Below are 17,653 nucleotides of genomic sequence, written 5' to 3'. Positions count from 1 at the left end.
GCCCCTATCGAGCGCGAATGGCCGAGCCCAGGAGTGCTGAAGCACCTCGAGGCGTTGGATCAGCGCTTGCCGGCGTTGAACTCCGTCGCCTTGTACAAGGCCTGCATCGTTTCACGACCCAGGCGGCCTTCCACGTCCTTGTGGGTCTGCACCATCACGGCGCGGATGGCGTCGCGCTCGGCCGGTGTGGGCTCGATCAGCGCGGCCTTGCCGGCCGCCTTGATCTTGTCGTAGGCGTTGCGATCTTCGGCCAGGGTCAGGCCGTTGGCGTAGGTGGTGGCATCGGCCATGGCGGACTCCAGCGTGCTCCGCAGGTCCTTGGGCAGGCCCTCCCAGAACTTGCGATTGACCACCACCGCATAGACCTGGTGCGAGTGATGCAGCAGCGTCACGTATTTCTGCACCTCGTACAGCTTCTGGGTGTAGACGTTGGACAGCGTCACGTCGGCCCCGTCCACCACGCCGGTTTGCAGCGCCTGGTAGACCTCGGAGAACGCGATGGTCTGAGGCATGACGCCCAGGGCCCGCATTTGCGCGTCGATCACCTTGGATGAGTTGATGCGGATCTTCAGGCCTTTGAAGTCCTCGGGCTTGCGCAGCGGCTTGTTGGCGGTGATGACGCGAAATCCGGCGTCCCAAAACGCCAGGCCGTGCACGCCCTTGACGTCCAGCTTCTTCAGCATCGCGGCACCGAAATCGCCGCCAACAGCCTTTAGGTAGCTGGCCTGGTCCGGCGTGACGAAGGGCAGGTCAAAGACCTCGAACTCCTTGACGCCGAACGGTCCGAACTTGGACACCGAGGGCGCCAGCATCTGCACCGAGCCCAGCTGCAGCGCCTCCAGCTCTTCCTTGTCCTTGTAGAGCTGGCTGTTGGGATAGACCTCCACCTTGACGCGTCCCTTGGTGCGTTCCTCGGCCAGCTTCTTGAAGCGCTCGGCCCCCTGGCCCTTGGGCGTGTCCACCGCGGCCACATGGCTGAACTTGATGACGATGGGCGCCGATTGGGCCTGGCTGAGGATGGGCGCGAGGGCGCAAGTCAGGCCAAGGGCCAGGCTGGCCTGCAGGAAGGTGCGACGTGTCACGGGAGGTCTCCGAATCGTTGTGAATGGGCGCGAGCGGCGGCTCAGCGGTGGGCGGCGTTCAAGCCGGTGGCGTCGATGATGGGCGCCGCCTCGGGCGAGGACAGAAAGCGGATCAGGGCCTGACCGGCCTGGGCATGAGCGGCACCCTGGACGACCGCGGCCGAGAACTCGGTCACCTCCTGCGCGGCCTCGGGCAACAGGCCGACCACGTCGATACCCTCGATGTGCTGCAACTCGCTGAGCTGCTGGAAGCCCAGCTCCGCCTCACCGCGCGCCACCACCTGGCCCACCGGTTCGGCGGGGATCATGCGTGCCCTGCCCTTCAAGGCCTCGGCCAGACCCAGTCGGGGGAACAACACCTGCGACAGGTAGACGCCGCTGGCGCTGTCGGAGTAGGCGATGGACTTGGCCGCGAGCAGCGCCTGCTTGAGCTGCTCCACCGTGGCGATGGCGGGTTGCGGCGCACCGTGGCGCACGGCCAGGGCGATGCGGGAGCTGGCCAGCAACGTGCGGGAGGCGCCATCAAGCTGACCCCTGGCCACGAGCCGGTCCAGGGCGCTGCCCACCATGATCACCACGTCGATGGGCTCCTGTCGCGCCAGCCGCTGGGGGATCGCGTTCTTCGTCTCGCCCATCGACGGCCCCCAGCCGCTGACCAGGGTGTGCCCGGTGGCCTTCTCGAACGCCGGCGCCAATGCCTTGTAGGCGGCAGCGAAGCCGCCGGAGCTGACGACACGCACCTCGTCGGCCCGGGCGACGGGGCCGGCCAGCATCAGGCAGGTGAGCAGGAAAAGGGCGAGTCGGTGCAGCAAGGGGTGGCTGCAGTGCGTGGAAATCATGGCTTGTCTCCTGTTGGTGGTCAGAAGTTGTGGCGCACACCGGCTTCAAGGGCCGTGGAGCTGCCGCCGGCGACCATCGCCGTGCCACCCGGGATTGAGAAGCTTGCCTTGCCGTCGTTGTTGATGCGAGCACCTTGGACATAAAGCGCCGACCGCCTGGACAGGTTGTAGATCGCACCGAGGCCGATCTGCGTCGCATCGTTGGCGTCAATCACCGTCGTGCCGACCTTGCCCTTCATATTGGCCCGCAGATAGGACGCCTTCAGGTCGACCTGGCCGAAGGTCGCCACGGTCGAAAGCAGGAGGATGGTTTCCTCGGACAGGGCCTGCTCATACTTGCGCAGAGCCGCGTTCATCCGCACCTGACCAACGGTCCCGTTCGCGGCGAACAGCGTGTCCTTGAACTTGCCGGACGCCGTGAGGTCATTGGAGGTGATCACCCGGCTGGCGTGCGCGCCGAAGCTGGCGCTCTGCCACCCGATGCGGCCACCGATCAGCTTGTCTTGGCCATTTGCCGCGGTTCCGCCTTCGCCGGCTGCCACCATCAGGCCGCCCTCAAGCCCACCGAGATCGGACGGCAGGAGGTATTCCACGGCGTTGCTGGATCGGACCGTCGTGTTCGGGCCTGTGCTGAATGCGCTCCGGATCGGCCCCTGCTGGGACGAGGACGAGAAATTGTTCGAACCGGCCACACCGACGTGCGCGAAGGGGTCGTGGCGCACCCAGAGGGTGTAGGTCGGCACATAGTCGCGGCCCAGGCGAAGCTCGCCGATGCCGCGGCTCGACAGCGACAACGTGGCGCGACGGTCGAAGAACTGCGTGCCGCCAGCGCTGGTGCCGGTGTCGGCGAGTACGCCGGACTCGAGCCAGAAGCCAGCGGACATGCCGCCACCAAGGTCCTCATCGCCGCGGAAGTACAGGCGACTCGTCTGGCTGGAGCCGCTCACCAGGGATTTGATCGAGCCGCCGCCTTCGTTGTGGACGTAGCGGACGGCGGAGTCGAGGACGCCGCCGACGACGACGCTGCTTTGCGCTACGGCAGCACCGGCCGCAAGGGACAACAGGGCTGCCGACAGGATGGGTGTTCGCTTCAAGGGTGTCTCCGATGTGTTCTGAAGGCGTGGGCGCCTGCTTGTGAAGTAATGGTGCGACTGGCACACTCATTTGTAAATTGCATTATTTGGATTAACTCTTCCATGAAGCGCATCAATCTGACGCTCGATGAAGTGCAGGCCTTCGTCGCCGTGGCGCATGCCGGCAGCTTCAAGGGGGCGGCTGACGCGCTGTTCCTCTCGCAGCCCGCCCTAAGCCGTCGTGTGGACAAGCTGGAGCAGGTCCTGGAGGTGCGGCTGTTGGAGCGCACCACACGCCGGGTGGCATTGACGCCGGAGGGTCGGGAGTTCCTGGCCCACGCCGAGCGCGGCCTGGCGGCCCTGCGCACCGGGGTCGATGAGGTGGAGCGGGAGGTGGCGCGCCGTGCCGCCAGCCTCACGGTGGCCTGCATCCCCACCGTGGCGAGTGCGTTGTTGCCGCGAGCCTTTGCCCGCTTGGCTGCCCAGCACCCCGAGCTGCGCTTGCACATGCTGGACGAGGGGGCGCCCGAGGTCTTGCGCGCGGTGCAGTCGGGCGAGGCCGAGCTGGGCCTGAGCTTCACCGGCGCTTCGCACCCGGAGATCGACTTCCAGCCGCTGTTGACCGAGGACTATGTACTGGCCCTGCGGACAGACCACCCTTTGGCGCGGCGCGCTGTCTTGAGCTGGCGCGACCTGCTGGCCGAGCCCATGGTGGCGGTGGCAGGTGACAGTGGCAACCGGGTGCTGATCGATCAGGCGTTGTCGCGCCTCAAGCAGCGGCCCGTGGTGCGGTTCGAAGCCAACCATGTGGCCGGCGCCTTGGGCTTGGTGGAGGCGGGGCTGGGTGTAGCGGTGGTGCCGCGGCTGGCGCTGTCCATGCGGCCCGGGGCGGCTCTGGCGGGGGTGCCGCTCAAGCAGCCGCGCATCGAGCGCACCCTGGGCCTGATCACCCGCCAGGGCAGGCGCTTGGGCGGACCGGCGCAAGCGCTGGTGAAGGCGCTGCGCAGCGAACTGGCGATGCGGCCAAGCGCTGCTTCAGCAGGCGGCGCCGGGTGAGCTGAGAGCCTGAACGAACTCGTCGTCGCGTCCCGGCGCGGCGACGTCAACCCTTACTTTTCCCCCATCGCGCCTCCAACCTGGCCCGGGCGCCCGGCTGCACATTCGCCCGCTTGAGCTCCCCGCCGTAATGCGCCAGCACCCTTCGGTCCATCAGCCGGAACCACAGCGGCGTTACATAGGCCACCAGGAGCAGGCCCGCGTAGCCAATCGGCAGCTGCGGCACCTCTTCGAAATGCCGCAGGGCCTGGTAGTGGCGCGCCGGGTGGGCGTGGTGGTCGCTGTGGCGCTGCAGATGGTGGAGGAAAAAGTTGGACACGCGGTGGTTGCTGTTCCATGAGTGCTCGGGCGCGCAGCGCTCATAGCGGCCGTCGGGCCCCTGCTGTCGCAGCAGGCCGTAGTGCTCCATGTAGTTCACCACCTCCAGCAGCTGCACGCCGTAGGCCGCCTGAACGAGCAGGAAGGGCAGCACCGCCCAGCCCAGCCACGCCACCAGTCCACCCCACAGCAGCACGGTCAGGCCCCAAGCCTGCAGGCATTCGTTGCGCCAATGCCAGGGGCCATGGCCACGACCCGCCAGGCGCCGGCCTTCGGGATGCCAGGCCGAACGCAGGCTGCCCCCCAGCGTGCGCGGCAGAAAGGCCCAGAAGCTTTCGCCCAGGCGCGCGCTGGCCGGGTCTCCCGGCGTGGCGACGCGGCGATGGTGGCCGCGGTTGTGCTCGACGAAGAAGTGGCCGTAGGCCACGGGCGCCAGCACCAGGCGCGACATCCATCGCTCCCACGCCGCGTGCTAGTGGCCCAGCTCATGCGCCGTGTTGATAGCCGCGCCGTTGATGCCGCCCACCGTGAGCACCAGGCCGATGAAGCCCGCCACGCCCAGCCCGCCTTGAGCCGCCAGCCAGGCGCCGTGCAGCGTCAACCCGAACTGCAGCGGCACGAAGAGCAGCAGCACGGCGAGATACCAGCGGTCGACCTCCAGCGCCGGCCCCTGGGCCTCGGGCGGGTTGCTGCGGTCGGCCTGCCAGACGTTCAGCCATGCCAGGCCCGGGAACCGGCCCGACAGCAGCCAGGCGTGGCGCCTGGCATCGCGCCAGCGTGCGGGCGTAGGAGCGGACAGGGCGGCCGCTTCTTCTAGAACTTGCCGGTGCCTTCAGCCACCATGCAACCCGCCGGCAGCTGCTGGGCCGTCAGCGGCGTCCGGCCCGCGCATTCCCAGCCCAGGCCGCCCTTCTCGTCGCGATGCGGCGTGAAGACGAGGGCGCCGCGCGGCGTCTGCACCGTGAGCACCATGCCTTCGGCGTCCAGGCTCAGGCGGCTGCCGTCGGCCGCCATCTCGGGCAGCCCCGCAGCGGCCAGGGACTCGGGGATCTGCCCGCTCTGCAGATACTGCTGCGCCAGCGCCTCGCGCGCGCCGTTCGAGGCCTGCACCGCCTGCACCAGCTTGGCCTTGATCGTGTAGGCCTGGTACTGCGGGATGGCCACCGCGGCCAGCACGCCGATCAGATAGACCATCAGCAGCAGCCCGAAGCCTCCGCCCAGCCGGCCGGCATAGGGCACGAAGGCGGCCAGCACATAGGCCAGCGGGTTGCGGCCCGGCAGTCGGTTGGCGCCCATCACGCGGGCGACGCGCTTGGTCAGCCAGGGGTAGCCCGAGGCCAGCTCGTGGAAGGACATCCAGAAGCCCGCGCCGTGGCGGGACTGGCGCGCGAAGACCTTCATGTCCATCTGCTGCCAGCGCTGCGGGCCGCTGGCCAGCGCCGCGAGGGCCCGCGCGGCCGACTCGCCGGAGCTGCTGCAGGCCAGGCCGTGCAGGTCGCAGCTCGTCTCCTTGGCCCGCGCATAGGCCCCGCCGATCAGCGGCAGCCACAGCACCGGCATGCGCAGCAGGCCGCCGACGGCATGGCCGCGCCGCAGATGGCCGAGCTCATGGCCGACATAGAAGCGCACGCCGTCGGGGTGAGCCTGCATCGCGTCGACGACGCCCGACAGCAGCACGACGAAACGGTGGCCCAGGAACTGGGCCGCGAAGGCATTCAGCATGCCGCCGCCCTGCAGCACATAGGCCTCGGGCTGCTTGTCCAGGCCGAGCTTCTCGCAGCAGCTCACGAATTGCCCATGCAGGTCCGGGAACTGCTCGGCCCCCAGCTGCACGCCATTGCCGCGCACATGGGCCACCAGGGCCGACTGCGCAAACACATAGGCCACGAAACCGAACAGCAGCACGATCAGCATGACGCCGAAGGTGCCGACGATCAGGCCCAGCCAGACCAGCACGCCCAGCACCAGCAACACCGCGCCCAGCGTGCGCTCACGCGAGCAGACCCATTCCTTCATCATCTTCTCTCCCTGTCTTGTAAAGCTCTATGAAGCGGACCGCGCAGTCTGCCGACCCGGCCCCACCGCGAACAGCGTGAAAACCCATGCACGGCGCCCACTTGGCAGCACCGGCGCGCGGGTCGGGATTCTTGATGACCTCAGGCACCGCCAGCCCTGCGGGTGTAAGTTGTGCCCGTCCCCGGCCGACCGACAGGTCAGCCCCACCGCCCTGAGAGCCTCATGCTGATCCGAACCTCCGCCCTTCACGACCCGCTGCCCAGCGAGATCACGCCGCGCTCGGCCTATCTGAACCGCCCGACACGGCGCGAGGCCCTGGCCGCGCTGAGCCTCGCGGCCGCATCGCCGCTGGCCCTGGCCCAGCCCGCAGCACCCGGCGGCGGCAAGCTGCCCAGGCTACCCGGCGCGCGCTCGGCCGTGGCCGGCGCCTTCGTGATGGACAGGCCCACCAGCTACGCCGACGCGACCTCGTACAACAACTTCTACGAGTTCGGCACCGACAAGGCCGACCCCACCGAGCATGCCCACACGCTGAAGACGCGCCCCTGGACGGTCAGCATCGAGGGCGAATGCGGCAGGCCCGGCCGCTTCGACATCGAGGCCCTGCTGAAGCTCGCGCCGATGGAGGAGCGCCTGTACCGGCTGCGCTGCGTCGAAGGCTGGAGCATGGTGATCCCGTGGACGGGCTATTCGCTGGCCGAACTGCTCAAGCAGGCCCAGCCCACGTCCAAGGCCAAATACGTCGAGTTCACCAGCCTGGCCGACAGGTCGCAGATGCCCGGCGTGCGCTCGGGCGTGCTGGACTGGCCCTATGTCGAGGGCCTGCGCATCGACGAGGCCATGCACCCGCTGGCGATGCTGGTGTTCGGCATGTACGGCGAAATGCTGCCCAACCAGAACGGCGCACCGCTGCGCCTGGCCCTGCCGTGGAAGTACGGCTTCAAGTCGGCAAAGAGCATCGTCAAGATCCGCTTCGTCGAGAAGGAGCCCATGTCCAGCTGGACCAAGGCGGCGCAGCAGGAGTACGGCTTCTACTCCAACGTGAACCCCAGCGTGCCCCACCCGCGCTGGAGCCAGGCGGCCGAGCGCCGCATCGGCGAGGACGGCCTGTTCTCGAAGAAGCGCCCCACGCTGATGTTCAACGGCTACGAGGCCCAGGTCGGGCAGCTCTATGCCGGCATGGACCTGAAGCGCTTCTACTGACGATGAAGCTGCTGCTCTCGACAGCTCCCCAGGCCAGCGCCAGCCTGCCCGCACCCTCCGGGGGCCGGACGGCGCGAGGCCTCGTCCAGGCGGCATTACTCAGCCGTGCCGCCAAGCCGCTGCTGTTCATCGCCTGCCTGCTGCCGCTGGCCTGGCTGGTCTACGGTGCCTTCGCCAACCAGCTCGGCGCCAACCCCGCCGAGGCGCTGATCCGCCGCCTGGGCGACTGGACGCTGCGCGGCCTCATGATCGCGCTGGCCATCACGCCGCTGCGCGAGCTGAGCGGCCTGGCCGCACTGGCGCGCTTTCGGCGCATGCTGGGCCTGTTCACGTTCAGCTACGCCAGCCTGCACCTGCTGGCCTACGGCTGGCTGGACATGGGGCTGGACTTCGGCGACATCGGCCGCGACATCGCCAAGCGGCCCTTCATCCTGATGGGCTTCACGGCCTGGCTGCTGCTGCTGCCGCTGGCGGCCACCAGCTTCAACAGGGCCATCCGGCTTCTCGGCGCGAAGCGCTGGCAGGCCCTGCACAAGGCGGTCTATGCGATCTCCGTCATCGCGCTGATGCACTTCATCTGGATGCGCGCCGGCAAGCACAACTTCGCCGAGCCGGCCGTCTACGGCGTGATCCTTGCCGCGCTGCTGGGGTGGCGGGTCTACCGGCGCTTGCGGGGGAAAAAGCCCCGGCTGGGATAATCGGCGGCTTTGCTTCGGCCGCGCCCATGCCCGACTCCACCTCCATCGACGTTGCCATCCTCGGCGGCGGCCCCGCGGGCTGCAGCGCCGCTTCGTGGCTCGCGCAGCTGGGGCTGTCGGTGCTGCTGGTCGAGCGCGAGCCGCAGCTGTGCGCCGCGCTGCGCGGACTGGACTTCCGCCAGGACTGGGTGCTGGGCCAGCCCGCCGCCGCGCTGGCCGACCTGGCCCTGCACTACGCCCGCCAGATCGAATCCACGGCCGGCGTTGCGCTGCGCCTGGGCACACGGGCGGAGTCGGCCCGCCACGCGGCCGGCGCCTGGACGCTGCAGCTGGCCACCGGCGAGCATGTGCAGGCGCGCGCCCTGCTCGTGGCCACCGGCCTGCGGCTGCTGCGGCCGGCGCGCTACTTCGCCGTGCCCCACCCGCGCGTGCTGGACGCCACCTCGCTGACCGCCCGCCGCGACATGCTGCCGCCCGGCCGCGCGCTGCTGCTGGGCGCCGGCGACAACGCGGCCGAGAACGCCCTCTTCCTGGCCGACCGCGGCTTCGACGTGACGCTGTGGGCCCGCGGCAGCTGGCGCGCCCAGGCCCACCTCGCGTCGCGCGCCGAGGCGCATCCGCGCATCCGGCTGCGCCTGTCCACGCCGCTGCCCGACGCGCTGCGGCCCGGCGACAGCGGCGTGAGCGTCGGCGACGAGCGCTTCGACATGGTCGCCGCGCTGCTGGGCTTCGAGCCCGAGCCCTCGGCCTTCGCGCTGCTCAGCGAGCACGACCGCCCGCACGCCTTCGTGGCCGGCGACGCCAGCGGCCGCTGGCACCCCTGCGTGCAGACGGCGCTGGCCGACGGCGTGCAGGCCGCCAAGCTCATCGAGCAGGCCCTGCGCCCCGAGGCGGCCATGGCCGCGCCGCAACGCTTCAACAACCGCCAGGTCATCCATCTGCAGGGCCTGCGCTTCGACGCGAATCTGGGCATCCTCGATTTCGAGCGCAGCGGCCCGCAGCCCATCCAGGTCGATGCCGAGGTCAACCTCGGTGCCCTACCCATCGTCGCGCGCGACGCCGACATCGGCCGCGTGCTGGACTACCGCCGCATCCGCGCCGCCATCATCGACGAGTGCACCGTCGAGCACACCGACCTCGTCGAGGCGCTGGTGGGCAAGCTCAGCAACCGCCTGATGAGCCTCACCGGCGTCGTCGGCGTGCGCGTGAAGCTGACCAAGCTTGAAATCTTCCCGGACTGCGAAGTCGCAGTCAGCTCCGAAACCGGGCAATGGTGACCACCCCCTACACGCTTCGCGTGCCCCCTCAAGGGGGCGCTGCCAGTGGCCCGGCAAAGCCGGTTCCACGGCAGCCGCTGGATGAATCGGCGGCGCGCTGCGCCAGCCTCCCCAATTGACTTCAACGACTGCCATGAATACAGACGTCATCGACCACGATCAGGCTGCCGCCGAAGCCCTCGCCGCCGAGAAAAAGGCCGCCTTTGAGATCAACAAGCTGTCCAAGCGCCTGCACCGCCAGGTCGGCCAGGCCATCACCGACTTCAACATGATCGAAGACGGCGACAAGGTCATGGTCTGCCTGTCCGGCGGCAAGGACAGCTACGCGATGCTGGACATCCTGCTCAACCTGCAGCAGCGCGCGCCCATCAAGTTCAGCCTCGTCGCCGTCAACCTCGACCAGAAGCAGCCCGGCTTCCCCGAGGACGTGCTGCCCAACTACCTGCGTTCGCGCGGCGTGGACTTCCACATCGAGAGCCAGGACACCTATTCCATCGTCAAGAAGCTCATCCCCGAGGGCAAGACGACCTGCAGCCTGTGCTCGCGCCTGCGCCGCGGCATCCTCTACCGCGTGGCCGGCGAGCTGGGCGCCACCAAGATCGCGCTGGGCCACCACCGCGACGACATCGTCACGACGCTGTTCCTGAACATGTTCTTCGGCAGCCGCATCAAGGGCATGCCGCCCAAGCTCGTCAGCGACGACGGCAGGAACGTCGTCATCCGCCCGCTGGCCTACGTGAAGGAGCCCGACCTCGTGCGCTGGGCCGAGCACCGCGAGTTCCCCATCATCCCGTGCAACCTCTGCGGCAGCCAGGAGAACCTGCAGCGCGTGCAGGTCAAGGCCATGATCAACGAATGGGAGAAGCGCTACCCGGGCCGCATCGACAACATCTTCACGGCCATGGGCAGCATCGTGCCCTCGCACATGATGGACAAGAAGCTCTTCCCCTTCGAGACCATCCAGGCCACCGGCGTCGCCGACGCGGGCGGGGACATCGCCTTCGACGACGATGAATCTTGCGCAACGCCGTCCCCCGCGAGTTCGGTGATCACGCTGCAACGCTGATTTACACGGGGGCAACGTCGGCGGGCCAGAATGGCGGCATGTCATTCCATGGAGGTGCCGCCATGAACCGCCGCCTGATCCTCTCCACCGCCACGGCGCTGGCCGTCGCCGCGCTCGCCGCCTGCACCGGGCCCTATATGGTCTCCGCCGACGTATCCAGTTATGGCAACTGGCCGGCCGAGCGCAAGCCCGGCAGCTACGCCTTCGAGCGCCTGCCCTCCCAGCAGCACAACGAGGAAGCCAGCAAGCGCGAGATCACGCTCGAAGACGCCGCCAGGGCCGCGCTCGAGAAGGCCGGCTTCAAGCCCGCGGCCGATGCCAGGAGCGCCGACGTGCTGGTCACGCTGGGCGCCCGCGTCACCGCCTACGACCCCGTGCCCTGGGACGACCCGCTGTGGTGGCGCTGGCGCGGCCGGCTGCTCTCGCCGCGCTACGGCTATGGCGGCTGGGGCGGCTGGGGCTGGCGCAACGACCCCTTCTTCGACCGCCGCTACGACCGCGCCGTGGCCGTGCTGATGCGCGACCGCGCCAGCGGCGAAGCGCTGTTCGAGGCGCATGCCAGCAACGAGGGCATCACCGCGGGTGGCGAGTCCATGATCGGCGCGCTGTTCGAGGCCGCGCTGGCCGACTTCCCCAAGGTGGACCCGAAGTCCCACCGCGTCAGCGTACAGGTCGCCCGCTAGGCAGCTTTTCAAGGCCGGCGTCACACGGCCTGCCCATAATCGCGACTTCGTCAAAACGTAGTCGCAAGGCAGGCATGGCGCTCAACATCGTGATCATGGCGGCGGGCAAGGGCACCCGCATGAAGTCCGCAACGCCCAAGGTGTTGCACAAGCTCGCCGGGCGCTCGCTGCTGGCCCATGTGCTGAAGAGCTGCGAGCCGCTGCACGCCGCCGCCCGCATCGTCATCACCGGCCACGGCGCCGAGTTGGTCGAGGCGGCCGTTGCCGCAGACATCGGAACCGCGGCGCAAGCCGCGGGTGGCATCGGCTTCGTGCGCCAGATGCCCCAGCTCGGCACCGGCCACGCCATCCAGCAGGCCGTGCCGGCCCTCGTCGGCGAAGGCACGACGCTGATCCTCAATGGCGACGTGCCGCTGATCGAGACGGCCACGGCCAAGGCCCTGATCGACGCCTGCGCCGGCCACGCGCTGGTGCTGCTGACGGTCGACCTCTTCGACCCCAGCGGCTACGGCCGCATCCTGCGCGACCCCGACGACGACGGCGTGCTGGCCATCGTCGAGCACAAGGACGCCACGCCCGAGCAGCGCCTCATCCACGAGGGCTACAGCGGCATGATGGCCGCGCCCACGGCCGCGCTGAAGCGCTGGGTCGGCCAGCTGAGCAACAACAACGCCCAGGGCGAGTATTACCTGACCGACATCGTCGCGATGGCCGTCGCCGAGGGCCTGCCAGTGCTGGGCATCAAGGCCTCGAGCGAGACCGAGGTGCTGGGCGTCAACGACCCGGTGCAGCTCGCGCAGCTGGAGCGCGCCTTCCAGGCCGCCCAGGCCGAGGACCTGATGCACGCCGGCATGCGCCTGGCCGACCCGGCCCGCTTCGACCTGCGCGGCACGCTGACCCACGGCCAGGACGTCGAGATCGACGTGAACTGCGTCTTCGAGGGCGAAGTCGAGCTGGGCGACGGTGTGCGCATCGGCGCCAACTGCGTGATCCGCAACGCGAAGATCGCGGCCGGCGCGCGCATCCACGAGTTCAGCCACATCGACGGCGAGAAGCCCGGCGGCGCCAGCGTCGGCGCGGGCGCGCTGATCGGCCCCTTCGCCCGCCTGCGCCCCGGCGCCCAGCTCGGCGCGGATGTCCACATCGGCAACTTCGTCGAGGTCAAGAACTCGACGCTCGCAAAAGGCGCCAAGGCCAACCACCTCGCCTACCTCGGCGACGCGACGGTGGGCGAGCGCGTCAACTACGGCGCCGGCGCCATCACGGCCAACTACGACGGCGCCAACAAGCACCGCACGACCATCGGCGACGACGTCCATGTCGGCTCCAACTGCGTGCTGGTCGCGCCGGTCACGCTCGGCAAAGGTGCCACCATCGGTGGCGGGTCGACGATCACCAAGGACGTCAACCCCGGCGACCTCGCCGTGGCGCGCGGCAAACAGGTCGCGCTGACGGGCTGGATCCGCCCGGCCAAGAAGCGTTGAATTGCCCCCCTCGCGTGACTTAGTTCCGGCGTTTGCACCGCAACGCCCGGGATGAGGGGACCGCCACCCGGCCGGCCCGCCGTTAGGATGCCCCTGCCCCCAGAACCGTTGACCCCATGGCCCACGAACTCGACTTTGCCGCGCTCTCGCTCGACGACGCCGTCCCGGCCGACCTCGGCGCCTACGAGGTCGCCCAGGCGCAGCAGCAGCGCGAAGAGGCCGCGGCCCGCAACCACGCGCTGGAACTGAAGGCCCAGGCCTGCGACAACGCCGCCGAAGCCTGCTGGTACCTGGCCCGCAGCCTCGGCGCCGCGCGCGACCTGCCCCAGGACGGCGAAGCCAGCCTGGAACTGCTGTTCCAGCTGATCGGTGCCCTCGCCGACCTGCCCGCCGACGTCGCCAGCGCGCCGCTGCCCGAGGTCGTCGGCGGCCGCGACGACGGCATCTCCGAGCTCTGCCTGCAACTGGAGGCCGCCCGCGACGTGACCGAGGAGGCACTGATCGGCGCCGAGCTGGCGCCGGCCCGCACCCAGTTCTGCCACTGAGTGCCGCGCCGGCCTTGACAAGGGCGCCCGTCGGGCGCCCTTGTCGTTTCAGGGTGCGCCGTCCGGGGCAGCTTGGCCGCGGGCGGCAGGGATTTGTGCGGATTGTGTGGCCGCCGGGCGGCGCCCACAGTGCGGCCACCCCAACCCCCGGGAGACTCCCGATGAAAGCGCTCAAGATCCTGCTGATCGCCGTCGTCGCGCTGATCGTGCTGCTGTGCGCGGGCGGCCTGCTGCTGTCGCCCAAGTTCACGGTCAGCCGCACGACCACCATCGAAGCCGCGCCCGACAAGGTCTATGCGCTGATCGCCGACCCGCGCGGCTGGAAGCAGTGGAGCGCCTGGAACCGGCGCGACCCGGCCATGGCCATCGAGTACAGCGGCGCGGCCTCGGGTGCCGGCGCCGTCTGGGCCTGGAAGAGCAAGAGCCAGGGCGACGGCCGCATGAGCTTCACGACCGCCGAGGCGCCCAGGCGCCTGGGCTACGAGCTCTTCTTCCCGGACTTCGGCACCACGTCGACCGGCGAGTTCCGCCTCGACCCCAACGGCGGCGGCACCCAGGTCACCTGGACGATGGACGGCGACATGGGCCGCAACCCGATCTACCGCTGGATGGGCCTGTTCATGAACAAGATGGTCGGGCCGGACTTCGACGCCGGTCTGGCCCACCTGAAGGCCCTCGCCGAAAAAGGCTGATCGTCTCAGCCGGGCTCGGACACCAGCGCCAAGGCAAGCGCCGCTTCGGTGACCGCACGCCCCAGCGGCGTGGCCGGGTCGGGCCGGCGCAGCCGCGGCACCGGACCGCTCAGGTCCAGGCTGCCGACCACCGCGCCCTGGTGCAGCATCTCGTAGCCCACCGCCGCTGTCTGCGGCTGGGCGCGGCCCTCGTACAGATGGGTCGAACGCAGCCCCACGGTCAGCTCGCCGCGGCGGTAGGCGCCTTCACGGCTGAGCTTGCCGCGCCGCATCTGGCCCTCGCCGATCTGCAGCATCGCCGCCGGCCCGCTGCCCCATCGGCAGCTCAGCACCCAGGGCTTGCTGTCGGTCAGGCGGCCGTTGGCGCTGGTCTCGGGTGTCCAGGCCTCGCAGACGGTCGAGCTTTCGCCCGCCGGGCCGGCCCAGCTGAAGCGCAGCGCCGTCTGCAGCTTGGCGGGTAGGGGCTCGAACAACGCGAGGCGCTCCGCCCCGCGCTCATAGTGCACACGCTGGCCGTTCAGTGAGAACTCGCCCTGGCGCCCCCAGGCCGGCCTGCCAAACTTTTCCTCCGCCACGCCGGCCACCGACGGCGGCTGGGCCATGCGCTCCTCTCGCATCGCACGCGAGGCCTCGCGCACCGTGGCGCAGCCGGCGGCCAGCAGCGCGAACAGCGTCATCGCGATGGCGGTGGATTTCGGCATGGCGGGCCTCGGCAGTGGCTGGGAGACGCACTCTAGCGGCGCGGCCCGCCGGGCTCCGAGGGAATTGCAAGCGCCGGCGACGGGCGGCGCGCGGGCCAACAGACTGTTACCTCCACGGCACGCCGCCGCCCGCTGCAGTGCGATCCGGCCATGCCGCCGGCGAGGCGGGTTCGCGCGCGGTTCGTGCTGAAATCGCCGCTCCTCAGGAGGCCCTCATGAAACGAGTCACCGGCATCGGCGGCATCTTCTTCAAGTCGCCCGACCCCAAGGCGCTGACCGAGTGGTACCGCGTGCACCTCGGCCTGGAGGTGCAGGCCTGGGGCGGCGCCAAGCTCCCGGGCAGCACCGGCCCGACGATGTGGACGCCCTTCAAGGCCGACACCGGCTACTTCGCGCCGAGCGACGCGCCCTTCATGGTGAACTTCCGTGTCGCCGACCTGCACGGCCTGATCGCCGCGCTGCGCAGCGAGGGCTGCCGGGTCGTCGGCGAGCCGCAGGACTCGGAGTACGGCAGCTTCGGCTGGGTGCTGGACCTCGACGGCAACAAGGTCGAGCTCTGGGAGCCGCCCGCAGCCTAGGGCTTGTCGCTCGCGGACGCGGCCGAAGCCGCCGGGTCCACGGCCGGCAGGCCGATCCGGGCGATGGCGAGGTCGCCCGCGAACTCCTCGTAGAACCAGTCGCCGTCGCGCTGCACCAGGCCTTCGCCGGGCGGCGCCAGCGGCGCGCTGGGCTGGCCGCGCAGCGCCACGGCCATCGTCGCGGCCCAGACCGGCAGGGCCAGGCCGCCGCCGCTCTCGCGCTCGCCGAGGGACTTGGGCTGCGGGTAGCCGATCCAGACCGCACCGGCACGCGTGGCCTGGAAGCCGCAGAACCAGGCGTCCACCGCGTCATTGGTCGTGCCCGTCTTGCCGTAGAGGTCCCAGCGGCCGAGCATCGCGCTGGCGCGCGCGCCGGTGCCCTCGCGCGTGACGGCGGCCAGCAGCTGCGAGGTCATGAAGGCATTGCGCGCGCTGACGGCCGCCCTGGGCTTGGGCGGGTCGGCCTTCCACAGCACGATGCCCTGGGCGTCCTGCACATGGTCGACGAGCCAGGCCGTCGGAAGCTGGCCGGCGTTGGCGAAGGCCGCATAGCCCTGGGCCATCTGCAGCGGCGTGACGGAGCCGGTGCCCAGGGCCAGCGTCAGGTTCAGCGGCTGCTTGGCCTCGTCGAAGCCGAAGCGCGCGGCCCAGGCGCGGGCGCGCTGCGGGCCGATGGCCTGCACGAGGCGGATGGTGACCATGTTCTTGGACTTGGCCAGCGCCTGGCGCAGCGTCAGCGCCTCCTCGTACTGGCCGTCGTAGTTGCGCGGCGCCCAGTCGCCCTGCTCGAAGGGCTGGTCGCTGACCCGCGTGCCGGCCCAGGCGCCCTGGTCGATCAGCGCCGAGTAGACGAAGGGCTTGAAGGCCGAGCCCGGCTGGCGGTAGGCCTGGGTGGCCGAGTTGAACTGGTTGCGCGCGAAGTCGAAGCCGCCCACCAGTGCGCGGATCGCGCCGCTGGCCGGGTCCAGCGTGACGACGGCGCCCTCGGCCTGCGGCACCTGGCTCAGCGCCCAGTTGCCCTTGCCGGACTCCAGCACGCGCAGCACCGCGCCGCGCCTGGCGTTCTGCAGCGAGCGCAGCGCGGCGCCCTTGAGCGTGATCTCCTGGCCGTCGGCCAGCACCAGCCCGGCCGCGGTCTTGGTCGCTTCGAGCAGCACGGCCGTCTTCAGCTCGCCGAGGTCGGGGTGGGCCTCGAAGGCGGCGTCCAACGCGTCGTCGAGCTCGTCGCCGCCGTCGGGCAGGTTCAGCGTCGCCTCCGGGCCGCGCCAGGGCTGGCGGCGCTCCAGCTCGAACAGCGCGTGGCGCAGCGCCTCCTGGGCCGCCGCCTGCTCGGCATAGCGCAGCGTCGTGGTGACCGTCAGGCCGCGCGTGTAGGCCTCCTCGCCGTAGCGCGTGACCATCTCGGCGCGCACCTGCTCGGCCGCGTGGTCGGCCACGCCGGCCAGGCGCCTGGGCCGGCGCACGTCCAGCGGCCTGTCGTGCGCGGCCCGGGCCTGCTCGGCGCTGATCAGCCCCACTGCCTGCAGCCGCCCGAGCACGACATGCTGGCGGCGCGTGGCGCGCTCGGGGTAGAGCACGGGGTTGAGCTTGTTGGGGTCCTTGGGCAGGCCGACGAGCATGGCGATCTCGCCGACGTCCAGCCTGTCCAGCGGCTTGCCGAAGTAGCGCTCGGCCGCGGCGCCGAAGCCATAGGCCTTGTTGCCCAGCGCGATCTGGTTCATGTAGATCTCGAGGATCTGCTCCTTGCCGAGGTTGTTCTCGATCTTGATCGCCAGCAGCGCCTCCTGGGCCTTGCGCCACAGCGTCTGGCGGTTGCTCAGGTAGATGTTGCGGGCCAGCTGCTGCGTGATCGTGGACGCGCCCTGCAGCCGCGTCGGGTGCAGCAGGTTGTGGCCGAAGGCGCGCAGGATGCCGCCGAAGTCGATGCCCGAGTGCTTGTAGAAGTCGCTGTCCTCGACGGCCAGCAGCGCGTCCTGCAGCGGCTTCGGGATGTCCTTCAACGGCACGAAGCGGCGCCGCTCGGCGCCGAACTCGCCGATCAGCTGGCCGTCCTCGCTGAGCACGCGCAGCGGCCGGTGGGGCTGGTAGTCGGTCAGCGCATCGAGCTCGGGCAGCTGGGCCCAGACGAAGGTCGCGACGATGGCGCCGAGCAGCAGCGCCAGCAGCGGCGCGGCGACGAGGGCGCCCAGCCAGGGGCGTTGGACGAGGAGCTTCAGCATGGCGCGCATCGTAGGCGGAGTGCGCCGACAGCTCAGCGCAAGCCGCGCGCTACGCCTTGAGGATGCCCCGGCCCGCGCCCCCAAGCCTAGGGGCGCCCCGGCGCGGTGATGCTGTCTAAGCTG

General features: G+C 70.0%; 16 protein-coding genes and 2 pseudogenes. 11 read left to right on the top strand and 7 right to left on the bottom strand.

Annotation, left to right across the window (positions count from 1 at the left end; translation table 11 throughout):
- Window positions 1-59: 59 nt before the first annotated feature.
- From NYP07_RS06465 to NYP07_RS06455, 3 genes are read right to left on the bottom strand one after another with little or no spacing between them, the layout of a single operon-like run.
- The gene (locus NYP07_RS06465; protein ID WP_378990386.1) at window positions 60-1,082 is read right to left on the bottom strand and encodes a DctP family TRAP transporter solute-binding subunit; all 1,023 of its coding nucleotides are present in this window, start codon (window positions 1,080-1,082) and stop codon (window positions 60-62) included.
- 41 nt (window positions 1,083-1,123) lie between these two features.
- A complete protein-coding gene (locus NYP07_RS06460) occupies window positions 1,124-1,921 on the bottom strand; it encodes a substrate-binding domain-containing protein (protein WP_268148626.1) in 798 nt (265 codons plus the stop codon).
- Between the two features lie 20 nt (window positions 1,922-1,941).
- Window positions 1,942-3,015 (bottom strand): porin, encoded by a 1,074-nt coding sequence (locus tag NYP07_RS06455; RefSeq protein ID WP_268148624.1) that lies wholly within the window; start codon window positions 3,013-3,015, stop codon window positions 1,942-1,944.
- 102 nt (window positions 3,016-3,117) lie between these two features.
- On the opposite strand from NYP07_RS06455, the gene NYP07_RS06450 reads away from it, so the two are divergent.
- Window positions 3,118-4,050, top strand: coding sequence for a LysR family transcriptional regulator (locus NYP07_RS06450; protein ID WP_268148622.1), 933 nt, complete (start codon window positions 3,118-3,120; stop codon window positions 4,048-4,050).
- A 46-nt stretch (window positions 4,051-4,096) separates the two neighbouring features.
- Here the strand turns inward: NYP07_RS06450 and NYP07_RS06445 are convergent.
- Both NYP07_RS06445 and NYP07_RS06435 read right to left on the bottom strand, forming a co-directional pair.
- Window positions 4,097-5,167, bottom strand: a pseudogene (locus NYP07_RS06445) (alkane 1-monooxygenase).
- A 14-nt stretch (window positions 5,168-5,181) separates the two neighbouring features.
- Entirely contained in the window at window positions 5,182-6,384 is a 1,203-nt protein-coding gene (locus tag NYP07_RS06435) for a M48 family metalloprotease (protein WP_268148616.1), read from the bottom strand.
- 222 nt (window positions 6,385-6,606) lie between these two features.
- Here NYP07_RS06435 and msrP point away from each other — a divergent pair, with 222 nt between their 5' ends.
- The 9 genes and pseudogenes from msrP to NYP07_RS06390 all read left to right on the top strand — a co-directional run bounded on the left by msrP (window position 6,607) and on the right by NYP07_RS06390 (window position 14,032).
- On the top strand, window positions 6,607-7,587 hold the full coding sequence (msrP, locus tag NYP07_RS06430) for a protein-methionine-sulfoxide reductase catalytic subunit MsrP (protein ID WP_268148614.1): 981 nt from the start codon (window positions 6,607-6,609) through the stop codon (window positions 7,585-7,587).
- 2 nt (window positions 7,588-7,589) lie between these two features.
- Complete coding sequence (locus tag NYP07_RS06425; protein WP_268148612.1) at window positions 7,590-8,285, top strand: protein-methionine-sulfoxide reductase heme-binding subunit MsrQ; 696 nt, start codon at window positions 7,590-7,592, stop codon at window positions 8,283-8,285.
- Between the two features lie 26 nt (window positions 8,286-8,311).
- A pseudogene (locus tag NYP07_RS06420) lies at window positions 8,312-8,926 on the top strand (FAD-dependent oxidoreductase); the annotation flags it as partial.
- Window positions 8,927-9,181: 255 nt separating this feature from the next.
- Window positions 9,182-9,562, top strand: a complete 381-nt coding sequence (locus NYP07_RS06415) for a dihydroneopterin aldolase (RefSeq protein WP_268149009.1) — start codon at window positions 9,182-9,184, stop codon at window positions 9,560-9,562.
- Between the two features lie 133 nt (window positions 9,563-9,695).
- The gene (gene ttcA / locus NYP07_RS06410; protein ID WP_268148610.1) at window positions 9,696-10,628 is read left to right on the top strand and encodes a tRNA 2-thiocytidine(32) synthetase TtcA; all 933 of its coding nucleotides are present in this window, start codon (window positions 9,696-9,698) and stop codon (window positions 10,626-10,628) included.
- A 62-nt stretch (window positions 10,629-10,690) separates the two neighbouring features.
- On the top strand, window positions 10,691-11,311 hold the full coding sequence (locus tag NYP07_RS06405) for a DUF4136 domain-containing protein (protein WP_268148608.1): 621 nt from the start codon (window positions 10,691-10,693) through the stop codon (window positions 11,309-11,311).
- A 74-nt stretch (window positions 11,312-11,385) separates the two neighbouring features.
- Window positions 11,386-12,795 carry a bifunctional UDP-N-acetylglucosamine diphosphorylase/glucosamine-1-phosphate N-acetyltransferase GlmU gene (gene glmU / locus NYP07_RS06400; RefSeq protein WP_268148606.1) on the top strand — a complete coding sequence of 470 codons (1,410 nt, stop codon included), beginning with the start codon at window positions 11,386-11,388 and terminating at the stop codon, window positions 12,793-12,795.
- A gap of 116 nt (window positions 12,796-12,911) precedes the next feature.
- Window positions 12,912-13,340, top strand: a complete 429-nt coding sequence (locus NYP07_RS06395; RefSeq protein ID WP_268148604.1) for a hypothetical protein — start codon at window positions 12,912-12,914, stop codon at window positions 13,338-13,340.
- A gap of 161 nt (window positions 13,341-13,501) precedes the next feature.
- Window positions 13,502-14,032: an SRPBCC family protein gene (locus NYP07_RS06390; protein ID WP_268148602.1), complete on the top strand. Its 531-nt coding sequence runs from the start codon at window positions 13,502-13,504 to the stop codon at window positions 14,030-14,032.
- A 5-nt stretch (window positions 14,033-14,037) separates the two neighbouring features.
- Here the strand turns inward: NYP07_RS06390 and NYP07_RS06385 are convergent, their stop codons facing one another.
- On the bottom strand, window positions 14,038-14,733 hold the full coding sequence (locus NYP07_RS06385; RefSeq protein ID WP_268148600.1) for a hypothetical protein: 696 nt from the start codon (window positions 14,731-14,733) through the stop codon (window positions 14,038-14,040).
- A gap of 215 nt (window positions 14,734-14,948) precedes the next feature.
- Here NYP07_RS06385 and NYP07_RS06380 point away from each other — a divergent pair, with 215 nt between their 5' ends.
- Window positions 14,949-15,311, top strand: coding sequence for a VOC family protein (locus tag NYP07_RS06380; protein WP_268148598.1), 363 nt, complete (start codon window positions 14,949-14,951; stop codon window positions 15,309-15,311).
- Here the strand turns inward: NYP07_RS06380 and NYP07_RS06375 are convergent.
- The gene (locus NYP07_RS06375; RefSeq protein ID WP_268148596.1) at window positions 15,308-17,530 is read right to left on the bottom strand and encodes a penicillin-binding protein 1A; all 2,223 of its coding nucleotides are present in this window, start codon (window positions 17,528-17,530) and stop codon (window positions 15,308-15,310) included. The genes NYP07_RS06380 and NYP07_RS06375 overlap by 4 nt on opposite strands.
- Window positions 17,531-17,653 lie beyond the last annotated feature (123 nt).

The sequence above is a fragment of the Pelomonas aquatica genome, from assembly GCF_026712205.1.
Taxonomy (GTDB): domain Bacteria; phylum Pseudomonadota; class Gammaproteobacteria; order Burkholderiales; family Burkholderiaceae_C; genus Pelomonas; species Pelomonas aquatica.
Note: the sequence above shows the minus strand (reverse complement) of the source record. Positions and strands in the feature narration are given on the sequence as shown.

Coding starts and splice junctions, on each gene's coding strand:
- NYP07_RS06460 (WP_268148626.1), bottom strand. CDS start 1,921: ATGATTTCCACGCACTGCAGCCACCCCTTGCTGCACCGACTCGCCCTT.
- NYP07_RS06450 (WP_268148622.1), top strand. CDS start 3,118: ATGAAGCGCATCAATCTGACGCTCGATGAAGTGCAGGCCTTCGTCGCC.
- NYP07_RS06435 (WP_268148616.1), bottom strand. CDS start 6,384: ATGAAGGAATGGGTCTGCTCGCGTGAGCGCACGCTGGGCGCGGTGTTG.
- msrP (WP_268148614.1), top strand. CDS start 6,607: ATGCTGATCCGAACCTCCGCCCTTCACGACCCGCTGCCCAGCGAGATC.
- NYP07_RS06425 (WP_268148612.1), top strand. CDS start 7,590: ATGAAGCTGCTGCTCTCGACAGCTCCCCAGGCCAGCGCCAGCCTGCCC.
- NYP07_RS06415 (WP_268149009.1), top strand. CDS start 9,182: ATGGCCGCGCCGCAACGCTTCAACAACCGCCAGGTCATCCATCTGCAG.
- ttcA (WP_268148610.1), top strand. CDS start 9,696: ATGAATACAGACGTCATCGACCACGATCAGGCTGCCGCCGAAGCCCTC.
- NYP07_RS06405 (WP_268148608.1), top strand. CDS start 10,691: ATGAACCGCCGCCTGATCCTCTCCACCGCCACGGCGCTGGCCGTCGCC.
- glmU (WP_268148606.1), top strand. CDS start 11,386: ATGGCGCTCAACATCGTGATCATGGCGGCGGGCAAGGGCACCCGCATG.
- NYP07_RS06395 (WP_268148604.1), top strand. CDS start 12,912: ATGGCCCACGAACTCGACTTTGCCGCGCTCTCGCTCGACGACGCCGTC.
- NYP07_RS06390 (WP_268148602.1), top strand. CDS start 13,502: ATGAAAGCGCTCAAGATCCTGCTGATCGCCGTCGTCGCGCTGATCGTG.
- NYP07_RS06385 (WP_268148600.1), bottom strand. CDS start 14,733: ATGCCGAAATCCACCGCCATCGCGATGACGCTGTTCGCGCTGCTGGCC.
- NYP07_RS06380 (WP_268148598.1), top strand. CDS start 14,949: ATGAAACGAGTCACCGGCATCGGCGGCATCTTCTTCAAGTCGCCCGAC.
- NYP07_RS06375 (WP_268148596.1), bottom strand. CDS start 17,530: ATGCTGAAGCTCCTCGTCCAACGCCCCTGGCTGGGCGCCCTCGTCGCC.